The 21,531-nt window shown below is 40.8% G+C and carries 15 protein-coding genes; 8 read left to right on the forward strand and 7 right to left on the reverse strand.

Annotation, left to right across the window (positions count from 1 at the left end):
* The first annotated feature begins 62 nt into the window (after positions 1 to 62).
* Positions 63 to 2,756 carry a putative LPS assembly protein LptD gene (locus tag EZJ28_RS04990; RefSeq protein ID WP_131395553.1) on the forward strand — a complete coding sequence of 898 codons (2,694 nt, stop codon included), beginning with the start codon at positions 63 to 65 and terminating at the stop codon, positions 2,754 to 2,756.
* Positions 2,757 to 2,785: 29 nt separating this feature from the next.
* The gene (locus tag EZJ28_RS04995; RefSeq protein ID WP_131395555.1) at positions 2,786 to 3,169 is read left to right on the forward strand and encodes a RidA family protein; all 384 of its coding nucleotides are present in this window, start codon (positions 2,786 to 2,788) and stop codon (positions 3,167 to 3,169) included.
* Here EZJ28_RS04995 and EZJ28_RS05000 read toward each other — a convergent pair whose 3' ends face one another.
* The 3 genes from EZJ28_RS05000 to EZJ28_RS05010 all read right to left on the reverse strand — a co-directional run bounded on the left by EZJ28_RS05000 (position 3,170) and on the right by EZJ28_RS05010 (position 9,021).
* Positions 3,170 to 3,538 (reverse strand): methylglyoxal synthase, encoded by a 369-nt coding sequence (locus EZJ28_RS05000; RefSeq protein ID WP_131395557.1) that lies wholly within the window; start codon positions 3,536 to 3,538, stop codon positions 3,170 to 3,172.
* A gap of 1 nt (position 3,539) precedes the next feature.
* Complete coding sequence (gene pfkA, locus EZJ28_RS05005; RefSeq protein ID WP_131395559.1) at positions 3,540 to 4,526, reverse strand: 6-phosphofructokinase; 987 nt, start codon at positions 4,524 to 4,526, stop codon at positions 3,540 to 3,542.
* A gap of 109 nt (positions 4,527 to 4,635) precedes the next feature.
* Positions 4,636 to 9,021: a translocation/assembly module TamB domain-containing protein gene (locus EZJ28_RS05010; RefSeq protein ID WP_242670071.1), complete on the reverse strand. Its 4,386-nt coding sequence runs from the start codon at positions 9,019 to 9,021 to the stop codon at positions 4,636 to 4,638.
* Positions 9,022 to 9,145: 124 nt separating this feature from the next.
* Here EZJ28_RS05010 and tsaD point away from each other — a divergent pair, with 124 nt between their 5' ends.
* Genes tsaD through EZJ28_RS05040 form a run of 6 tightly spaced genes read left to right on the forward strand, consistent with a single transcriptional unit; the run spans position 9,146 to position 14,348 of the window.
* Positions 9,146 to 10,168, forward strand: coding sequence for a tRNA (adenosine(37)-N6)-threonylcarbamoyltransferase complex transferase subunit TsaD (gene tsaD / locus EZJ28_RS05015; RefSeq protein ID WP_131395561.1), 1,023 nt, complete (start codon positions 9,146 to 9,148; stop codon positions 10,166 to 10,168).
* A gap of 1 nt (position 10,169) precedes the next feature.
* Entirely contained in the window at positions 10,170 to 10,883 is a 714-nt protein-coding gene (locus EZJ28_RS05020; RefSeq protein WP_131395563.1) for a 16S rRNA (uracil(1498)-N(3))-methyltransferase, read from the forward strand.
* Between the two features lie 7 nt (positions 10,884 to 10,890).
* Positions 10,891 to 11,529, forward strand: coding sequence for a DUF4159 domain-containing protein (locus tag EZJ28_RS05025; RefSeq protein ID WP_131395566.1), 639 nt, complete (start codon positions 10,891 to 10,893; stop codon positions 11,527 to 11,529).
* On the forward strand, positions 11,526 to 12,050 hold the full coding sequence (locus tag EZJ28_RS05030; protein ID WP_131395568.1) for a TrmH family RNA methyltransferase: 525 nt from the start codon (positions 11,526 to 11,528) through the stop codon (positions 12,048 to 12,050). The genes EZJ28_RS05025 and EZJ28_RS05030 overlap by 4 nt, the downstream gene beginning before the upstream one ends.
* Before the next feature lie 12 nt (positions 12,051 to 12,062).
* Positions 12,063 to 13,151 (forward strand): AI-2E family transporter, encoded by a 1,089-nt coding sequence (locus tag EZJ28_RS05035; protein WP_131395570.1) that lies wholly within the window; start codon positions 12,063 to 12,065, stop codon positions 13,149 to 13,151.
* A gap of 6 nt (positions 13,152 to 13,157) precedes the next feature.
* On the forward strand, positions 13,158 to 14,348 hold the full coding sequence (locus EZJ28_RS05040; RefSeq protein WP_131395572.1) for a class I SAM-dependent methyltransferase: 1,191 nt from the start codon (positions 13,158 to 13,160) through the stop codon (positions 14,346 to 14,348).
* Here the strand turns inward: EZJ28_RS05040 and EZJ28_RS05045 are convergent.
* The 4 genes from EZJ28_RS05045 to EZJ28_RS05060 are packed head-to-tail and all read right to left on the reverse strand — an operon-like array spanning position 14,337 to position 21,476.
* Complete coding sequence (locus EZJ28_RS05045) at positions 14,337 to 15,614, reverse strand: phenylacetate--CoA ligase family protein (protein ID WP_131395574.1); 1,278 nt, start codon at positions 15,612 to 15,614, stop codon at positions 14,337 to 14,339. The genes EZJ28_RS05040 and EZJ28_RS05045 overlap by 12 nt on opposite strands.
* A 1-nt stretch (position 15,615) precedes the next feature.
* Complete coding sequence (locus EZJ28_RS05050; RefSeq protein ID WP_131395576.1) at positions 15,616 to 17,280, reverse strand: C45 family peptidase; 1,665 nt, start codon at positions 17,278 to 17,280, stop codon at positions 15,616 to 15,618.
* Positions 17,281 to 20,271 carry an MMPL family transporter gene (locus EZJ28_RS05055; RefSeq protein ID WP_131395578.1) on the reverse strand — a complete coding sequence of 997 codons (2,991 nt, stop codon included), beginning with the start codon at positions 20,269 to 20,271 and terminating at the stop codon, positions 17,281 to 17,283. It lies immediately after the preceding gene.
* On the reverse strand, positions 20,271 to 21,476 hold the full coding sequence (locus EZJ28_RS05060) for a DUF2062 domain-containing protein (RefSeq protein WP_131395580.1): 1,206 nt from the start codon (positions 21,474 to 21,476) through the stop codon (positions 20,271 to 20,273). The genes EZJ28_RS05055 and EZJ28_RS05060 overlap by 1 nt, the downstream gene beginning before the upstream one ends.
* Between the last annotated feature and the right edge of the window lie 55 nt (positions 21,477 to 21,531).

The following is a 21,531-nucleotide window of genomic DNA, read 5'->3' on the forward strand; positions in this document are numbered from 1 at the left end:
ATATATGTAATTTTGGAGTTGCAAAAAGCAAGCCAATCCGTACAAAAATAGCACTTAAAGCATTGCAAACAAATATCCCGAATAGTCTTTTTTGCTTCGTTTTCACGCTGTTCTTTTCTCTGGTTTTGTACCCACAGGAAATTGAAAATACTTCGATCCCGGTACAGGCTGAAAAGGATTCAATAGCTCCCGCCCTACAGGCTGATGAGATTAGCCGGCAGCTGCAACAGCAGGATACCACTCAAACAGATACAATAAAGAAACCTCAGTTTTTAACCGATATTGTCACCTATACGGCTACAGATTACATGAGACTTAGTCCTAAGGAAAATAAGATGTATCTGTATAACGAAGCCAGGATTGTTTATGGTGATATGACCATTGAGGCAGGACTTATTATAATAGATAATGTTAAAAACGAGGTTTTCGCCTATGGGATAGAGGACTCTACGGGAGTTTATACGCAAACCCCTGTTTTTACCCAGGCCCAGCGAACAGTTGAACCGGACTCTATTCGATTCAATTTTGATACTGAACGGGCTCTTGTTTATAATTCACGTACCCAGGAAGCCGAATTCAATGTAAAGGGAATGGTCACAAAGCGTGAAAATGATTCGGTTTACTTTATGAAGAATGTTCGCTTCACTACATCGGAAGATGTGGATGATCCGGAATATTTCTTTTATGCAAGAAGGATCAAGTTCGTGCCGGATAAGAAGATCGTTTCGGGACTTGTGAATATGTACATCGCCGATGTACCTACTCCTCTGGGTCTACCCTTTGGATACTTCCCACTTACCGATGAAGAAACATCAGGTTTTATTATCCCGTCCTTTGGAGACAGCCAGTTTGGTTATAACCTGCAGAATGGAGGGTATTATTTTGCCATCAGTGACTATGCTGATTTACTTGCCCTGGGAAGCTATTATACAAATGGAACCTATAATCTTGAACTTACCTCTAACTATGCAAAAAGATATCGGTTCCGAGGGAACTTCAGCATGAGATATGAAAAAAGGTTCAATAGTCAACGTGGATTTCCTGATTTCAGCGAGTCCTCATCATATAATATAAGATGGTCTCACAGCCAGGATGCCAAAGCAAATCCAAGCTCACGATTTTCAGCATCTGTTAACCTGGGTAGTTCTGAATATTACCAGGAGTCCATCAACCAGTCCAATACAGGAAATTTCCTGAATAACACACTAAGTTCTTCGGTATCCTACAGCAAGACCTTTGAAGGGGAACCACAGGTGAACTTAAGCCTTGCCGCAAGGCACTCTCAAAATACACGAACACAGAGCATTAATATGAGCCTGCCAACAATGCAGTTGAGTATGTCCAGGATCTATCCTTTCGCTCCCAGCGTTGGTGCCAAAAAAGGGCTTTTTCAAAATATTAACCTACAGTATAGCCTGCGAGCCGAAAATCAAATTGAGACCACAGATTCTTTATTCTTCAAACCTGAAATGTTCAGGGATGCCAAACTGGGCGCCCAGCATTCCGTGCCGCTTTCTACCAACTTTAAGCTTTTTAAGTACCTAAGCGTAAGTACTGGGACAAGTTATGAGGAAACCTGGGTTTCACGAACCTTTCAACAGTCTTACGACCCTACATTAAATGAAGTGGTAAGAGACACCATTAGCGGATTTGATTCCTACCGCACCTACAATTTCAACGCCAGCATGGGTACCACGCTTTACGGACTCAAAAGCTTCGGTAAGGACAAAAAGATACAGGCGATAAGGCATGTAATGCGACCGTCTGTTAGCTACAGCCTCAACCCAGGCTTCGATGAGTTCTATGATACTTATGAAAGGCCGGGAAGAATGAATCCAGATCAAATAGAGCTGGTGGATTATTCCAGATTCGATGGTACTTTATATGGTGCACCTGGCAGGAATTTTTCCAGCTCGGTTGGATTAAGCATCAGCAATACTCTGGAGGCAAAGGTGACTTCCAAAGACAGTACCGCTACAGAGCCTAAGAAGGTAACACTGCTAAACAATTTTAGCATGAGCACTAGCTACAACCTTGCCGGTGATTCCTTACGGCTCTCTCCTATCGCCCTCAGAGGATCTATTCCGGTTGTAAAAAACAAACTGGATATCAATTTTGGTGGAAACCTGGATATTTATGCACTTAACAATAATAGCCGAAGAATCGATAAGCTGAATATAGAGAACGGAGGAAGCCTCTTCAGACTTACCAATGGTAGCGTAAACTTTGGGTATTCCTTTTCAAGTAAAGATTTTGAAGGTGGTGAGGAGGAAGATGATGATGAGCTGGAGAATGAGACTTATCGAAATGGCGGAAGGAAAGACGATCTTTTTGGAAAGGGAATGGGTCCCGATGGAGAACTGTTTGAAGAGGATGCATTTGAAGGAGATGAACGAGAAAATGAAGATGCCTGGTACAATTATAAAATCCCGTGGGACCTGAGGCTTGCATACTCCCTGAATTATTCCAATTCGGCAAGGCAAAATGAAATTTCAGCACATTCCCTGATGTTCACCGGAAATATTGAGCTGGCTCCAAAATGGAAAATAGGAGTAAGTTCAGGTTACGATATCGTTAACCAGGGTTTCACTTTTACACAGCTAAGATTCCAGAGAGACCTAAATAGCTGGATGATGAGCTTTAACTGGGTACCTTTTAGCAACCGAAAATCCTGGAACTTCCTTATTAGGATCAAAGCTAACGTTCTAAGCGATATCAAATACGAGAAAAGACGGGAAAGAGACAGACAGTTATAAAAAGTTAGAAAGATTAAAATTTTAGGATTATGAAAAAAATAATTGAAACCAAAAATGCACCGGCTCCTATTGGCCCCTATAACCAGGCTATCTTTGCGGGAGACACACTTTATGTTTCAGGTCAGATAGCAATAGACCCCAAGACCGGAGATCTGAATACAGGTGACCTGGAATCGGAAACAGTACAGGTACTGGAAAATCTTAAAGCGATACTTACCGAAGCAGGCCTATCACTGGAAAATGTGGTAAAAACATCCATTTTCATCAGTGACATGAATAATTTCTCCAGTATCAATGAGGTCTATGCCCGTTACTTTGAAGCAGAAAATGCACCTGCAAGAGAAACTGTAGAAGTTGCAAACCTCCCAAAATTTGTAAATGTGGAGATCAGCGCAATTGCCGTTAAACCCTGATTAAATAAGACCTTTTATCAATAGTCTGGCTGTGGCCGGATTCGTTGCCAGGGGCACATTCTGTACGTCACAAAGACGCATCAGCATAAAAATATCAGGTTCATGAGGGTGTTTATCCAGGGGATCCCTGAAGAAGATTACCATATCAACTTTTGCTTCAGCTATTCTCGCAGCTATCTGCGCATCCCCTCCTAAAGGACCTGATAAAAGTTTCTCTACCTTATAACCAGCAGCTTCCGTTTTGGAACCGGTGGTCCCGGTAGCAATGATCTGTACATTAGCTGAATCCAGTATTTCCCTGTGTTCATTAAGAAATTGAACCATTTCGGGTTTCTTGCCATCATGTGCGATTATCGCAATTGTTTTCATATTAAGTAGATAAGATTTCTGAAATTTTCAGAAGTTCCTTGTTGATATTGTGTTTGCCTTTAAGTGCTCTTTCAAGGCTGCAGGATTCTATTTCGTTATTGAGCATTCCAACCATAAGGTCTCTTTTCCCATCAAGAAGGAGTTCCACCGCTTTTACAGATAAACGACTTGCCAGTACACGATCAAAACAGGTAGGCCTTCCACCTCTTTGTATATGGCCCAGTACAGTTACCCTGGCATCATAATTTGGAAGGTTTTCCTTTACATAATCTGCCAGCTGGAAAACGTTCTTTCCTATCTTATCACCTTCAGAAACCACTACGATACTGGAAGTCTTTCCTGCACGTCTACTTCTTTCCAGCGAGTCCAGCAAGCGCTCCAACCCAAGGTCTTCCTCTGGAATAAGTATCTCTTCGGCGCCAGCCCCAATTCCACTATTAAGTGCTATAAAGCCGGCATCCCGGCCCATTACCTCTACAAAGAACAGGCGGTTATGTGAACTTGCCGTATCTCTTATTTTATCTATGGCCTCTACAACTGTGTTCAGGGCTGTATCATAACCAATTGCGAAATTGGTGCCGTAGATATCATTATCTATGGTACCCGGCACCCCGATCACAGGAACATCATGCTCCTGGCTAAAGACCTTGCCTCCACGGAAGGTGCCGTCTCCCCCAATAAGGATCATGGCATCCACTTCATCCTTTTTAAGGTTCTTCGCGGCTTTGGCCCTGCCTTCTTTGGTAAGGAAATCCTTGGAACGTGCGCTTTGTAGAATGGTCCCTCCCTGATTCACAATATTCCGAACGCTTCTGGCATTAAGTTTCACCGAATCGCCATTAACCATTCCCTGGTAACCGCGATAATAACCTATACATTCTGTATGATAATAGGCACAGGCTCTTACAACAGCCCTGATAGCGGCATTCATTCCCGGGGAATCACCTCCGGAGGTCATAACTCCGATACGTCTTACTTTTTTACCCATATATTACTTTTATTGAGAATAAATCTACAAACTAATTTATAGAAATCCGTGCATAGCGGCACTTCTTCCAAAATTAAACGGAAGCGAACGAATGAACTTTAAATTATTATTAAAATTTTTGTCCGTTGTTGTCTTTCGAAGGAAAATTAATATACTCCGGAGCGAGGGATTTAGCCGATTCCTCTTCCTGTTCTTCAGCCGCCGACTTAACGATCTCTGTATTCACTATCTTCTGTAAAAGTTCTTTAAAGGTGTCGAAGTCTACCGAATAGGAAAGACCAACACCCTGGGTGAAACCTATTTCCTCCCCTATAAACTGGATATTGCTTTCGCGGTTGAATACCTTAGCCCGCAGGGTTCCGTCTTCATTTAGCAGAAAATCGATCTCTATATCTCCAATGATCACAGATTCTGTAATACCTCCGATAGGCACCCCAACCTGGCCATTGATTATAACCCTGTCTGAAATCTGCGTGGAAAGTGTAAGACCAAATCTATCTACGGTTTGCTGGTCGGGGGTTCTGTCTCCCTGTACATAATTGACGCCCACCTGGAATTTACCGTCATCATCGGCAAAGATATCGTTCACTATACTCGATGCTCTTTCAGCCAGGGTTCCATAGATTGCGGCTCCCCGCAATCCAAATTCACTGTAAAATGTTCCCTGTGTAACCAGAAAGAGAGCCTGTAATTCCTTACTAGCACGATCATCTATCCTGTACTGAAGTTCTGATTTTACAGTAGAACTCGCATTAGGAAAATCTATATCGAAAGTGATATCTGGCTGTTCTATCTGCCCCTGAAGATTGATCACAACATCTACCGGGATCTTACGGTTGACCGATGGATTTTCGAGTAAAACTGCCGGATTGGCATTAAGAGAATATACAGCGCTCACATCCAGGCGCGCATCCATAGGATCTCCATCCCAGTTAATACTACCACCAGACTCTACCGTGAATACCTTTTGAACGAGACCCGCATATTTAAAATTATACACACCCTCATATACCACAAAATCTCCCCACATATTGAATTTACCGTTGGTATTGATCTCCAGCAGAAGGTTACCAGCACCACGCCCTCTAAGTGTACTGCCACTGGTTTTATCTACAACCACCTCTACCTCGGCGTCGTTCGTAATATCGAGATCAAAGATCATTTCTAATCCCTTAACCTCGGGAATTTCTATCTCCTGCCCAGCCAGACGAGCAGCTTTTTCTTCCGGGCTTAAAAAACGAATAAAAGAGTTGTCACCCACAGATTCCGTATCGCTCAACGGAATTTTGAACACCGTGCCTCTCTCCGTGGCCGCGGTCACATCTATCACCAGCTCATCTGTAGGCCCTTCAATAGTGGCTTCCCCATCTATAAAGGCCGTTCCGTAATACAGAGCATCTTCATCGGCTTCGGTATCCAGCACCAGTATTCTGTTAGACCTGAGACCAAGATCCAAGAACCATTCGGAGAAATTGCGATGAGAAATGATCCCATCCAGCACTCCCCTGGTTTTATATTTTGTGTCTACTATCCCAATATTATTAAAGACGAATTGTTGTTTGGTGAGATCTACACGTGCCTGATCCTGAAAATCTATATCAACATTAAGATAAGGAATACGTAAACCAGCCTGATTCAGTCTTAAATTACCTGAAAAATCGGGATTCTTATAATTACCCGTTACAAACGCCCGTCCTGTGGCAAAACCACGAATATCGGTAAGTACATCTGCTCCCAAAGGAGTAAAGATCCCCATATTTAACCGATTAAGGTTCACTTCCAGATCTATAGCCGGTTCAGCACCGCTAACATTTATATCACCTATGGCAGAAAGGGATTCCATTCCTTCTTTCCGAATAACGCCATATACGGAATAATTGGTAAGATCTTCATTCCCATCAACATCCATCTTCAGATCCCCTAGAAGAATATCGTTCACTTTAAGCGAATCTATGGTCATATTCGTGTTAGGGAAATAGGCTCCATCCTCCTGCAACAGATCCAGATCGCCATTAAGGGTGCCGGCAAGATTGAGACTATCAATCTCGGGTGTAATTTTTTCAATATCCACATTCACGAACTGCATCTTGAAATTCTTATATGTGGAGTCCCTCATTTGTCCGCTTAGCCTTATCTCTTCATTCTGATGGCTCATAACCAGAGAATCTATCTGCAGATCCCGGAACTTATTATCGAAGATAATCTTGTTGTTTTTATTACCCGATTCATTGAGATACCAAACTTTCTCCTTAAACTTAAAATCTGAACGCTGGATTCCTACCACAGATTTACTGTTCTCATTGATCGTATGGAACAGGTTAAGGTTAAAAGCATCATTATTGTTCTTCCCTCCCTGGAATTCAGATCGAATAAAGAGCGTATCTCTTTGGGTAACATTGATAAAGCTGAATTCAGAAAAATTATAAAGATCTGTAGCAACGCTGTCAGCTTCAAAGAAGGTGTTGTAAATAGGGTTGGTATTATCAACCTGAAGGTTCACCTCTTCCATCATGTTATCAAAAATGTCAATTCTGGGAGATCTGAAAGTGAGCTTGAATTCAGATTCATCAGATTCCACCCTTCCGCGGATAAAAGTATTGGGAGCCAGCTGAATTTCGGGGTAAAAAACCTCCACGATCTGATTGTAAATATCAAAGTCGAATTCCATATACTGGTTGGTGGTGATCGTGCGCGGTTTATAGTTGGTATAAATGCTTCCCAGCGAATTCTGGAAAAGTGCCCCCACCTCTCTTATCTGGAAGATCCCCGTTACTTCACCGTTTATCACATCAGGTGACTTGATTGTGATAGTTCTAACCGGCCCTTCAAAAGTCGAAGAAATACTAAGATCGTCAAAATAATAGAGATCATCCTGATTCCTGTACGATGTATTCAAAAGAAGTATATCTCCAAAAGCGTCATCTATATTAGTCCCCTTCATGTTCATTATTACATCGCCTTTGAAAACAGAAATACTATCCCTGCTTACAAAATTCAGTTCATTAAGATCTGCATACTGTACTGAAGCCTCGAAATCGTATACATTGATATCTTCAGAAACATCTACAAGCCCATTGAACTCCATCTGCAGATTAGGATCCCGTGATACGAAATAACCATTAAAAACAGGATTTCTAAGATTTCCTATAACCCGAATGTTGGAATAGGTATAATTGTTATACCGAATTTTGGAAATACTTCCTTTTAACTGGGTGTTGAGATGTTCCCTGTCAAAACCACCTCCATCAAAATTTATATCAAAACTTGTCTTTCCAAACTGTTTATTATCGGTAAGCCGGCCAATATTAACATCCCGTAACACAAGTTTTCCCTTATAGGTTGCCCTGGCCGAACTATTGAAATTGCGAAGTACAAAGTCGGCATCTGCCGAACCTATCTGACTCGTAAGATACACATCTGCATCCAACGAAGAACCGGTTACATAAGTGTTTCCCTTCAGGTTCACATTTCCGAACTCTGTAAGTGTTTCCGGCAGTTTACCAAGAAGTGGCCCTGGCAGGAAATTCACCATATCGTAATAATTGGTGTTGAAATCAGAAAAACTACCATCCATGCTAAACGAACCGGGATCGTTCGAGAATGATCCTTTAATCTGGAAATTGCCGTAGATAGTCGTACGATCCAATCCCTGAAGTTCAAAGCCTTCCAGATAAAAATCATTAAGCGTACCCGTTAATTTCGTTTTGAAGTTAACCACCTGGTCATCTCCAAACCCATCATAGAATGCCTGAAGATCATTAGTAGATACTACGCTTTCACGGAACTCTGCTTCAACCTGAACGAGGTTTTCAAAATCTGAAAAATCACCCTTGTCATAATTAAAATATAGATCGGCTTTCACCAGCGAACCCGGAGTTTGAAGGCTCATTCCCACAAGGTTCATTTTGGAGGGGTCGTAATGAAATTGTGTAGATAGATTATCAATCTGAATACCGCGATGTTCATAGCCCTTAAGGCTGCCTATATCAATATCTATATTTTCATCATCTATAAGGAGCTGATTGGCATAAATATTAAGACTGTCTATTACCAGTACATCCTGGGAATCCAGGTTTTCGTCATAATAACTATATCGACTATTGAGTATCTGGACGTTATCTGCCTGCAATTCAAAATGAGTAGAATCTCCTTTTTTTTCCTTTCCAAGCTTCTCAATGAGAACACCCAGATTGTCTTTATCTTCGCCCTTATAGCGCCTCATCTTCATGTTAAGACCTTCAATCCTCGTATTTCCCAGGTTTGGAGAATTATTGATAAGGTTGGTAAAGCTTATGATAGAAGAACGCAGCTCATCTGCAGTCAATAAAGTATCGGCATGATGATCTTCTACATAAATTTCATTGAGTCTTACATTCCCAAAATAGCTAAGTGACACCCGACCTATTGAAATATTAACATCATTTTTCTCGCGGAGAGATTCAGTAAGTCTTTTGGCTACAGATGTTTGTACTGCAGGAATGGAAAATACTATCAATAAAATTATGAATAACAAAATCAGTGCGACCACTGTTTTAGTTAGTATTTTCCAGAATTTTTTGATACGTTATTATGTTTTAACTTTGCGTCTAATTTACAACTTCTATGCTCAATAATTTCTGATGCCAGATCAAAAAATCAACATTCTCGCCATTGAATCATCCTGTGATGACACCGCTGCTGCTGTACTTTGCAACGGAAAAATACTATCCAATATTGTTGCAACTCAGGAAGTTCACAAACAATATGGTGGTGTGGTACCCGAACTTGCGTCCAGAGCGCACCAGCAGAACATAGTTCCGGTGATTCACCAGGCCCTGGCGAAGGCAAATATCGACAAAAAAGACGTTTCTGCAATTGCTTTTACAAGAGGCCCGGGATTGATGGGATCCTTACTCGTAGGAACTTCTTTTGCGAAATCTCTTTCTATGGGATTAAATATCCCGTTGATCGAGGTAAATCATATGCAGGCACATATTCTTGCTCATTTTATTGAGGAAGATGGATATGATAAACCCCAATTCCCCTTCCTGGCCATGACCATTAGTGGCGGCCACACCCAAATTGTTAAGGTGACCGATTATTTTGAAATGGAAGTGATAGGGGAAACCACCGACGATGCTGTGGGCGAGGCATTTGATAAAAGCGCCAAGATCCTGGGACTTCCTTATCCCGGCGGTCCCTTGATTGATAAGTACGCCAGGGAAGGTAACCCGAAAGCCTTCAAATTTCCCAAACCGAAGGTAGATGGTCTTAACTTCAGCTTTAGTGGTTTTAAAACAGCCGTACTTTATTTTGTTCAAAAGGAAACCAAAAATGACCCGGAATTCATTGAAAAGAATCTGAAGGATATCTGCTCCTCCATACAGTATACAATAATTGGAATACTCATGGATAAAATTAAAAAGGCCGTCAAGGAAACCGGAATAAACCAGGTTGCCATAGGGGGCGGAGTTTCAGCCAATAGCGGAATAAGGCAGGCATTGCAAGAGGCCCAAAAGAAATGGGGATGGAAATGCTATATTCCCAAATTTGAATATACCACAGATAATGCGGCAATGATCGGCATCGCCGGATATCATAAATATCAGGAGCAGGATTTCGCCGATTATTCAATCACGGCCCAATCCCGATATAAATTCTGATATGCAGTTATTCTACAATCCGAAAATTTCAGAAAAAGACACCCAGGTCGTTTTTCAAAGGGATGAAAGCAAGCATATTGCTAAAGTCCTTCGTAAGAAGGAAGGCGATATCCTGAATATTACGAATGGTGAAGGTTTGCTGTTCGAAGCCGAGATAATAACTTCGGATATCAAACAATGTGTTGCGAAGATCATTTCGGTTGATAAACAACCCCCTCCGCCCTATTATTTACATATGATAGTCGCGCCGACAAAGATGAACGACAGGTTTGAATGGTTCCTGGAAAAAGCAATGGAGATAGGGGTTCATGAGATCACTCCAGTAATCTGTGAACACAGCGAAAGAAAGGTGGTAAAACTTAACCGTTTTGAAAGGGTGCTGCAAAGTGCCATGAAACAGTCCCTACACTTCAGAATGCCCAGACTTAATGAGCCGGTGAGTTTTTCAGATTTCGTGAATTCCGAAGTCGAAGGTGATAAATTCATCGCTCATTGTGAAGATGAAGCTGAAAAAGCATATCTTCAGAAAAAATTGAATCCCGGAACAAATGTCCATATCCTGATAGGTCCAGAAGGTGATTTTACTACGACTGAAATAGAAATGGCCAGGGATAAAGGATGGGTTCCTGTAAGTTTGGGAGATAGCAGGCTAAGGACAGAAACAGCAGCCATAGTTGCCTGTCATACCGTGGCTCTGGTGAATCAGGAAGCCTGATTAGATCATGAAAAAGATTTTGCTGCTCATATTGTTGGGGACGGGGTTCTTAAACGCCCAGGAGATCGCAGTACTTAAATACAGCGGTGGCGGTGACTGGTATGCCAACCCAACTGCGCTTCCAAATCTTATTAAGTTTTGTAATGAAAATATAAATACCCGGATTGCTTCCAAACCGCAAAGCGTGGAAGTGGGCAGTACTGATATATTTCAATATCCCTTTGTTCATATGACAGGGCACGGAAATGTATTGTTTAGTGAGAGTGATGTTGAAAATCTTCGAAATTACCTTTTAAGCGGCGGGTTTCTTCACATTGATGATAATTACGGAATGAACCAGTACATCAGAAAAGAGATCAAAAAACTGTTTCCTGAAAAGGAACTAACTGAATTACCTGCTAATCATCCTATTTTTTCGACAGCCTACGACTTCCCAAACGGCTTACCCAAAATTCACGAGCATGATGCGCTTCCCCCACAGGCCTTTGGGATTTTTGAAAATGAAAGGCTCATTCTTCTTTTCACCTATGAAAGTGACCTTGGGGATGGCTGGGAAAGTGCACCGGTTCATAACAATCCTGAAGAAGTAAGGCAAAAAGCCCTGAAGATGGGTGCTAACATCATTAAATACGCTTTCGAGAATTGAGCAAACAGCTGTCCCATACCGAAACCTACTTTCAGAAAAAACAGTTCCCATTAATCCTTTTCCTGGACAACGTGACCGGTGAAGCAAATATTGGTAGTCTCTTCAGGCTTGCCGATGCATTTGGGGTGGAAAGAATGATATTTGGTGGCACCCTTCCTAATTTAAACAGTAACAGACTGACACGCACCGCCCGGAATACACAAAATACCGTAAATTTTGAGTTTACTGATAATTCAAAAGACCTTCTCCAGAAATTAAAAAAGGAGAAATACCGAATAATATCCGTAGAGATCACTTCAGAAAGTAAACCCATTCAGAATTTCAAGGTTGATAATGGAGAAAAGATCGTATTGATGGTAGGAAATGAACGCCACGGCATCTCTGAAGAACTTCTTGCCCTTTCAGATGAAGTTTTTCATATTGAGATGTTTGGAGACAATAGCAGTATGAACGTAGCGCAATCGGCCGGCATCGCGTTATATGAAATCACGAAAACCCTGAACAAGTTTCAGAAGAAATAATATATTTACGCTGTGAAATCACATGAGATAGCAAACGGAATACTTAGAGCCACAGGGATCATGCTGGGTATTATCCTGTTACTCTATTTCTTATGGGAAGTACAATCTGTGATCGTTTATGTGGCAGTAGCCGCCGTGATCGCATTGATTGGCCGACCCGTTGTTATCTTTCTTCGTAATCAGCTTCATTTGCCTAATCAGCTTGCTGTGATTACCGTTCTTATACTTGTACTGGCCATTTTCGTAGGTATCATATTTGTATTTGTGCCCATTATCATAGAACAAAGCAAATATCTTGCACAAATAGACATTGAAGCTTTTAAAAGTGATCTTAATGACCTCAATGAGCAGATAAATAATTATCTAGGTGTTGAAGAAATAAATATCATAGAGGGGCTCAAAAGAAGTGCTTTTGTGAGGAATTTTGATGTAAGTCTTATCCCGCAGTTCCTGAATAATGTCTTCGGTATTCTGGGTGCTACCATGGTAGCAGTCTTCTCTATCCTTTTTATATCCTTCTTCTTTCTGAAGGACAGTAAATTAATGCTTAACAGTATCCTGGTCTTCGCAAATCAGGGAGAAGAGCAAAAATTCCAGAGGGTTTTCAATAAGATCAAGGTGCTGCTTTCACGCTATTTTGTGGGGCTTACGCTTCAGATCACGGTGCTTTTTATTCTATATACCATACTGCTCTCTGTTTTTGAAATTAACAATCCAATAGCCATCGCATTTATCTGCGCGGTCCTCAACCTTGTTCCTTATTTAGGACCATTACTGGCCGGCATATTAATGGCGCTGTTCGTAATATCGAGCAATCTAGGTGCTGATTTCAGCAGTGTTATCCTTCCAAAGGTAATCTATGTTATGCTGGGCTACGGAATTTGCCAGCTTATAGATAACTTCATTTCTCAGCCCATGATCTTTGGTGCAAGTGTAAGATCACATCCCTTAGAGATCTTCCTTATTATTCTTATTGCCGGTCTAATGTTTGGAATCACCGGTATGGTTGTGGCCGTTCCGTTTTACACGGCCCTGAAAGTGATCGCCAAGGAAACTCTGAGCGAATATAAGATCGTAAAAAGGCTAACGAGAGACCTGTAATCACTTATGTTTAACCAGGCCCTTTTCGACCCCGAAGTTGCCCGATTCATAAGAGAAAACCAAAATAAGGACATTCCTGCGCTTATCCTGAAAGGAAGTCCATTTTCAAATATCACTATACAGGAAATTGCCATTCAAATAAAAGGCCAGAAAGTAGCCAAAAAGAAATTCCCTGAATTCTATAAGACCGAAGGAATCGTATATCCGCCAAAATTAAACCTGGAGCAAACCTCCTCAGAAACTACGGCTCTCTATAAAGCTTCGCTAATAAAGGGTAGCAACGCGATTGATCTTACCGGAGGTATGGGAATTGACAGTTATTATATTTCCCGCAACTTTGAAGACTTCACTTACTGTGAAATAAATGAAGAACTGGCAGAAATAGCTGCCCACAATTTCATACAACTGAATGCGAATAATATATTAGTAAGACCTGAAAATGGCATCGAGGTTATAGAAAAATCCAGCGGCAAATTCTCCTGGGTCTATGCTGATCCAGCCCGCCGTGGGGAACATGGAGGAAAGGTCTTTAAACTGGAAGACTGCGAACCGAATATACCAGTAAAGCTGGAAATGATCTTTAAACACACTGAAAATATATTGATCAAAACCTCACCTATCCTCGATCTCTCTGCAGGAATGGAAGAATTAAAATGGGTGAAGGAAATTCATATAGTCGCGGTGAGAAATGAAGTAAAGGAATTGTTATGGATACTGGAAAAAGGATATCAGGATGAAGTTGTGATCAAAACTGTCAATTTTGAAAAGGACAGAGAACAGGAGTTTTCCGGTAGTATAAATCAAAATACTTCCCTCAGTCAATTTAGTGACCCTCAAGAATATTTATACGAACCTAATGCCGCTGTGATGAAGAGTGGAATGTTCAGCCAACTGGCTCTGAACACCGGTACAGAAAAACTTGGCCAGAACTCCCATCTTTACACCTCCAAAGAGATCAGGTCATTTCCCGGACGAACCTTCGAAATAATTGATATTAAAGAATATAAAGATTCTGGTTTAAAGAAATACTTTAAAAATAAGAAAGCCAATATCACCACGAGGAATTTTCCCGAATCGGTTGAACAGATCAGAAAAAAGTTCAAAATCAAGGATGGCGGCGACGAGTATATTTTCTTTACAATTAATTCCACCGGTCAAAAGATAGTGATCTTCTGTAAAAAACTCTTATCTTCTTAGATCCTGGAATATCTGAGGTTTCCTGCTCCCTTTAGGAAATTTCAGTAGTTCGATTTGTTTCTCATCCAGCTTTTCAATCTTGGGAGTCACATGAAGGCGGGATTTGAAATATGACTTTAATTCTTCTATCTCTTTAAATGTATCGGGAACTTTAACTGAAACAAGGTCATTATCCAGATCATCTTTTCTAACCTCTATCACAAAGGTTTTAAGCTTTCCGAAAGAATTTAAAACTTCTATAATATGCTGAGGATATATACTGGTGCCTTTTACCTTCATTTTCTGCTGTTTTCTGCCAATTACAGGGCCTAGTCGGGGTGTGTTCCTTCCACATCTGCATTTGCCTTCATAATAAGTAAGCATATCACCCGTCGCAAACCTCAATAATGGCATCGTTTGAGTTCCCAGTGGAGTAACCACCAATTCCCCTGTTTCTCCCGGTTTTACCTGTTGACCGTCTTCGTCAATTACTTCCGCATAGATGAGTTCACTTAGAACATGATTCCCTGAATGATAGGGACATTCTGTAAATGCCGTAGACATTTCGGTAGAGGCATAAGTAGAGAACAGCTCAATATCCCATAATTCATTTATTTTCTTTCCTAAAGCATTCAATTCAAAATTCTCATCACGCAATGGCTCTCCAATACAGATTGCTGCTTTAACTGAAGAATTTCTATAATTGATATTATTTTCCGCGGCATACTGGATCATTTTGAGCAGTAATGAAGGAACAGCGACCAGATAATTCGGCTTAAACCTCTCTATACTCTCCCATTGTAATTGAGGAAGCCCGCTGCCTGTTCTTATAATTCCAGCTCCAAGCTTCCTAAGCCCAAGAAAATAAGCCATCCCAGCCATAAACCTCCTGTCCAGAGTGGTTGTGATCTGTACCTTATCTGCTTTTTTAATGCCAGCTATACTAAAGGCCTTAAATTCATTTTCTGCCAGACGGTCAAGATCGGCATCGTTTAGAGCAAAATTAACCGGACTGCCCAAAGTCCCGGAGGTAGTAACAAAATCAATGATATCCTCTTCGGGAATACTGAGGAATTCCCAATTATGCAACTGGAGCTCCTCTTTGGAGGTAACGGGGATATTCCTAAAGTCTTCAGATGATTCAATTTTATTTAACTGAATAGATCTTTCTTTAAAAATCCTCTGGTAATATGGTGAGTTCTGGAAAGTATATTCCAGCTGGGTTTTAAGCAGTTTCCATTGCTCCGCTTTTATGGTTTCAATATTTTGATAATGAAGATCTTTCATTTTAAAGTTTTCGGTAGCTTTTTCTTATCATTTTGGAGATCATTTCTTCATCGGGTTTTGTGGTAACCTCTCTCCTTTGAGCCTGTTTAAAGTGGATAACAGCATTCTTAAAATCACTATTTTCATAATACACCATTCCGGCAAGATACCATGCTTCCCAGAACTCAGGATTTAATTTCACGAGCTTTTCTGCCTTCACTGCTTCTACAGAAGCATCTCCGGACAAGGCAATTTTAACATCGCTCTTTAACTTCCGGTATTCTTCATAGTCATGAAACTGCTTTGTATGAATAAATTCACTTTCAGGGATATTGAATTTGCTGGTTGCAACCGAAGTTTTTATTAGACCTTGCTGAAATTGAGAAAAAGCCTCATCAAGATCATAAGCCACGAATTCTCCCATCTGGTAAGGATTTGATGAAACCCATACCAATCTTTCCTCAGGTTTAAATATGATACCATGATGGGCGAGCAGCTGATTAATGGCCTTTTCATTGCCGTAACCCAACGGAACATCATTCAAACCCCTCCTATTGCGCAATATACTCACGGCTTTTTCAGGATCGAGATGGTTGGCTTCTGAAAGTAGTTCTTTCATCCTGTCGTAACGATATTTTGAATGACTTTCTTCTATTGCCTTTAAATTCCTCCGGTCTTCTGAGTAAGTTTCACTTTGAAAGTGATTACTGCAAACAAGCTCATCTGAATTGTCTACTTCATATACCCCAAAATCTGAAGGTGAAACCTCAATCAAAACTGCCTTCTGCTCATCTGCGCTACTAATCATGATAGCTTCAGAAACAAAAACTTCTCTTTTTTTAGCAATTTCGATCGCTTCAGAAGTATTTCCCGCATACTGCAGTATCTCTCTTGTTACCAGACTTATTGGAGTTTTTGCAACAAAGGGTATTTTTGATTTACCTGCATTGATCGTTACCGTTATACCCTTTTCATTCATCCCGCTTACAACACCCGTCATTCCCCCCCAGGTATACATCATAAATTTATGTCCCGAATCAGGATTTACAAAAGCTGCTATCTTTTGTTGCGCAAAATCATCCCCTGCATAAAAATCAAAATTTCGACCTATCAACAACTGTCCGTCTTCTGTTTTTTCGCCCCAAGCTGCAAACGAAGTACACCCCACCAGCATAAGATCCTGCAGAGCATGTCCAATATCGTGTGCGCCGTGCAAATACAGCATCCTTACATAGGCAGGGGCAAAATCATCATAATCTGCCAGGGCAAACCTGGATACTCCAAAGATCTCCTGCTGATATTCCTCGGGCACATGTTGATACATTTTTCTGTTGAACCAGGACACCACATTTTTAAGAAATCCCCGATAGCTTCTGGAAGGCACCATAGACTGGAGTTTTTCCATAAAAACTCTTTCCTGATGCTGTAGCAGTTCACGGGTAAGGCTGCCATTGGCAAGACCTCTTTCCAGTGCATCGCCTTCAATATAAAGTTCCCAGATTCCCTGTTCATTTAGAAAAAGCTGGTTATTTCCAAGACTAAAATGATTTTCACCATGCTGTATCCTGCTGGTATCTATTTGTTCTATTCCGCTTAAATCTGGCCTTTGTTCAAGGGATTTTTTCACCCCGCATGAAAGGAACAGGACTGAGATCATGAATAATATCACACAGAATCGGAACTTCATTTAATCAACTTTTCGAAAAACAAGAATATTACTCTGGCGATAAATTATCTCAAAGTTCAAATCCAGCAACCAGCGATTTGGAAAATCTGAATCGACAAAGATCACCTTTTCGGCATTTTCTTTTATAAGTTTTATTAAGACCTCCTGATCGGGAAAATCACCATTTATTATAAAAACCTCACTGGCGGGTAATTCACTAATGGAAGAATAGTAAACGATCCCGGCATCATAAGTACGAGGAGCGCTCTTTGAGATCCTGTACCTGTAATCTCTGCTCTCATAGGCATGGATTCTAACATTTTCGAATTTATACGAAAGAAAAAGCGGAATGATACCATATTCAGAATTCACTATGGAAATGTTCTCCCCTTCCCTGATATATCGGCTTAACCTGAGATTCTTTTCTCGCGTATATCGGAATTTCCGACTTACCTTCTGAAAGACCGATTTATAGCGATAATTACTTAAAACCGCTCTCTTCCTGTACAGTTTTTCACCTTCAGATTCACTTAGTCTTCCGTTTAAATCGGCTAGTTGTCCTAAATGAAATGGCGGTTTCCCCTCTTCAACCCTTTTAAGGATAAGCCTTTTGAATATTGCCCTCTGTATAACAAAACTAACGAAGACCGCCGTAATGACCCCTATTATGGATACGACTGAAACAGACCTCAGGGCCGGATGCCTCGCAAAAATAAGCGCTCCCATTCCAAGTAAGCTGGTGATCACTGAAATAAGAATCGAGGTCTGATAGGTTTGAAGATCGGCTTTACCTGTCTCGTATTCATCCAGACATGCATTGGTTATAAAAATACTGTAATCAAGTCCCAGGCCGAAGATAAAGGTGGAAATTATAATATTCAGAATATTAAATTCTATATCAAGAATTGCCATTATACCCAGGGCTATTATCCAGGTAATAGCTATAGGCAGCAAAGTGAAAATACTAATCTCGAGGTTACGATAGCATATTAAGAGAACAAGAAATACAGCGATCATAGAGATCAGGATCAGCATATTGAAATCCTCCTTTAGGTTCCCAAGGAAACTCTGATTCATCGCTTTGCGATCCAGTGCAAAGATCCCGTTATCTCCATCGAAACCAGAAATAAAATCTGAACTCCCGTCCTCTTCCAGGCTCACAGTACTGGTAACAGTTGCTATATCTTCCCCTTCGGAAATAAAATCATCTAAATAAAGGGAGCCTGCATTTTTGTAGTCGTCCAGATCTATATTTGAAAAATCCCTTTCCAGCTGCTTATAAAAAGTATTGAAAGTTTGCGGGCGAAAACCGTATTCTCCTGATATAACTGTTATATTTTCTTTCAGGCTGTCAGTTCTGGCGGATGTCCAGAAAGATTCCCAGTTCTCTATTCGATTATTTTGAGTTTCGGTTGAGAGAATCACCCCTCCAATACTACTAAAGCTTCTAATCCTTCCTTCATCCTCAAATTCTTTCAAACGCTGATACAGCCTGTTATTCTCCTGAAGGGCATCGTCTACTGAATTGCCGTAAGCCACCATATACACCGTTTTCCCAGATCTGCCTGCAAGGCTTTCCACCCTTTCCTCAAGCTCCTTAATTCCTGATGGTTCATAATTAAGCTTTGAGAGATCGTTATTGAATTCAACCCGATTAAAAAAGAAAAGTGAAACCGCAAAGAGCAGGATAACAATAATCACCAGAGGTCTTATCCTCGAATAATCTACAGCTGCTATCCTGTCTAAAAATGTGGTATTTCGCGTTACATCAGTGTTAGGCTGATAAAATAATGGGACAAGAATTAAGGCAAAAACCGATGAAAGCATAACGCTTATAGAGGCAAACAGCCCCAGGTCATTAAGGGCTTCGCTTTTCAGGAAGATGAGACATAGAAATGCGATGGCTGTGGTTGCACTGCTCATAAGTACAGGCCTGGTAATATCACGATATAACTGATCTATATCCCTGTTATTCCTGTAATGGGTCATTATATGAAGGGCATAATCCAGGGTGATACCTAGCAGGATTGCGCCAATCCCGAGAGAGATCGCAGAAACACTTCCTTTAAAGACACTTAATATTGCTATAGCAGTTATTCCCGCCATTAAACTTGGAATAAAAAGAAGCAGGGGAACATATATCTTTCTATAAAAGAACACCAGTAAAGTGAGTAATAATATTCCCGCAATACCTATAGTGAGCTTTATATCTTCTTTTATACGGCTGGCATTCGCAAGCGAGTAAAGTATGCCTCCAAAATAACTTGCCTCCACCCCTTCAAACCTGGTATTAAGCCTGCCCGTGATAGCTTCAAGGCCATTTATAAAGTCTGCATTCTTATCGGTTTCCGAAGAAGGCAGGGTTGAGTCAAGAAAAAGAATGATATTCTTCCTGTCTTTCGTAACGAGGTAATTCTTATAAATACCAAAATTATCCCCTATCTGCAACTCCTGGAGCTTGGCCAGCCCCAGATTGGCAAATCCAAGGGGGTCTCCAAGGAAGTAATCTTTGGTCACAAAACCGGTGGGAGACATCAATTGCCGATAACCCGAACCTAAACGATCCCTTATGCTGTCCGGATAGAGGCGGTTGGAGATTTCTTCATAATCGTTCTCCTGAAGGAATACCGGCAGATTGTCATAAACAAAATTATAGACTTGCCTAATATCCCTGGGGGGCACCTTTCCTTTTATCTGAGTGACATATTGCGGTAATTCCTTTTCTATTTTCTCTGTAAGACTATGGGCGTATGCAACCAGGCTATCGGGAGAAGTCTCATCAGAGCTTGCTGATATAGTAATGATCAGCTTGTCGGAAAGATCGGTAACTCTAAGTACTTTTTTCAGGATATCCTGTTTCTTTCCGGAAGGTATAAGTCTTGTTATATCTTCCTCAAGGCTGATGCTCCAGGCTAAAACTGATGTGATTACCACATATATAAAAAGCAGAATAATACCGAATAACCTACGGTTCTTCAGAAAGTTATGAATATTGAGAAAAGCTTTGTGCATTAGGGTTTGACAACCTGCTTTTGGTTAAAGACCGAAAATAAAAAATAAAATACAATCCACAGGCTCAAGGCCATGACAATTGCAAGGGCAAAACTTCCCATAACATATTGCCAGACACCCATAAACACATCAGTTCCATTTTCAAGATTATGAAGTTTTATTTCCCAGTCAAATCCGTTACCTGTGATAAAGGAACCCATTTGATAACTGGCATAAATGATAACAGGAATAAAAGGCGGTATGCTTATATTCGAGAATAAAAAGGCTATAACCTTATTAACCCTGAAAACAGCGGCAAGACTAAAAACCAGAAGGGTATGCAAACCCCAGAAGGGTGATATCCCTACAAAGATCCCCAATGCAATTGCTGCAGCTTTTTTATGTGGGGGCTCCTGACTTTTTACAATATCTTCTTTCCAGAATTTTCGGAAACCCTTATTCTTAAAATCCTGGTATTTATTCCTTGGATGTATATAAAAGAAACTTACCAGTACAAACCACATATAAAGCAAAACTATCCTGACGATATCCCAAAATGGCCTGAAATGAGTTACTCTTTTACCCTCCTCATAAAAAACTTTTATAGGGATGTTCTTCACCTCGGCCTTATTCCAGGCTGCTTTAACCAGAACTTCGATCTCAAGTTCAAATTTCCATGTGATAAGCTTAATTGAATTGATGAGTTTTACCGGATACAGTCGGTAGCCGCTTTGCGTATCCCTTAATTCAATGCCGGTCACCACTAAAAACCAGAAATTGGAAAATCTGTTTCCTTTACTGCTTTGTCCGGGAATTCCTTCTGCTCCCATATTACGATCGCCTACCAGAAGTAATTCAGGATCATCTGGTTCACGCTCTTCCAGTTCAGCTAAAAACACCTCAAGATCATCTGGATAATGCTGGCCGTCTGAATCTATAGTGATCGCATATTCATATCCCAGCTCTTCAGCAAATGCGAACCCGGTTTTAAGTGCCATTCCCTTGCCCTGGTTCTGGTCATGAACTCTAAGGTCCAGATCAGAATGATTTTTGAGGATTTGAGAGGTCTTATCGGTAGAACCATCATTGATGATGATAATGTTACGGGTATATTGCTTAAGATCCTGCAGGAATGATGCAAGAGAGTGGGCATTATTGTAGGTAGGAACAATAACGCAACAGTTAAGCCTTTCGAATCTGGATTGAAAAAGCGGTTCTTCCTTCACCCTCTTGATTTTATTGCAAAAATATTATTTATTCGGGGAGAAACATGAGATCATA

Source organism: Gramella sp. KN1008 (genome assembly GCF_004332155.1).
Lineage (GTDB): Bacteria > Bacteroidota > Bacteroidia > Flavobacteriales > Flavobacteriaceae > Christiangramia.

What these genes read in the sequence shown, in the direction of transcription:
- EZJ28_RS05055 (WP_131395578.1), bottom strand. Translation starts at nt 20,271, where the DNA reads ATGCACAAAGCTTTTCTCAATATTCATAACTTTCTGAAGAACCGTAGG.
- tsaD (WP_131395561.1), top strand. Translation starts at nt 9,146, where the DNA reads ATGCCAGATCAAAAAATCAACATTCTCGCCATTGAATCATCCTGTGAT.
- EZJ28_RS05025 (WP_131395566.1), top strand. Translation starts at nt 10,891, where the DNA reads ATGAAAAAGATTTTGCTGCTCATATTGTTGGGGACGGGGTTCTTAAAC.
- EZJ28_RS05040 (WP_131395572.1), top strand. Translation starts at nt 13,158, where the DNA reads ATGTTTAACCAGGCCCTTTTCGACCCCGAAGTTGCCCGATTCATAAGA.
- EZJ28_RS04995 (WP_131395555.1), top strand. Translation starts at nt 2,786, where the DNA reads ATGAAAAAAATAATTGAAACCAAAAATGCACCGGCTCCTATTGGCCCC.
- EZJ28_RS05020 (WP_131395563.1), top strand. Translation starts at nt 10,170, where the DNA reads ATGCAGTTATTCTACAATCCGAAAATTTCAGAAAAAGACACCCAGGTC.
- pfkA (WP_131395559.1), bottom strand. Translation starts at nt 4,526, where the DNA reads ATGGGTAAAAAAGTAAGACGTATCGGAGTTATGACCTCCGGAGGTGAT.
- EZJ28_RS05000 (WP_131395557.1), bottom strand. Translation starts at nt 3,538, where the DNA reads ATGAAAACAATTGCGATAATCGCACATGATGGCAAGAAACCCGAAATG.
- EZJ28_RS05050 (WP_131395576.1), bottom strand. Translation starts at nt 17,280, where the DNA reads ATGAAGTTCCGATTCTGTGTGATATTATTCATGATCTCAGTCCTGTTC.
- EZJ28_RS05045 (WP_131395574.1), bottom strand. Translation starts at nt 15,614, where the DNA reads ATGAAAGATCTTCATTATCAAAATATTGAAACCATAAAAGCGGAGCAA.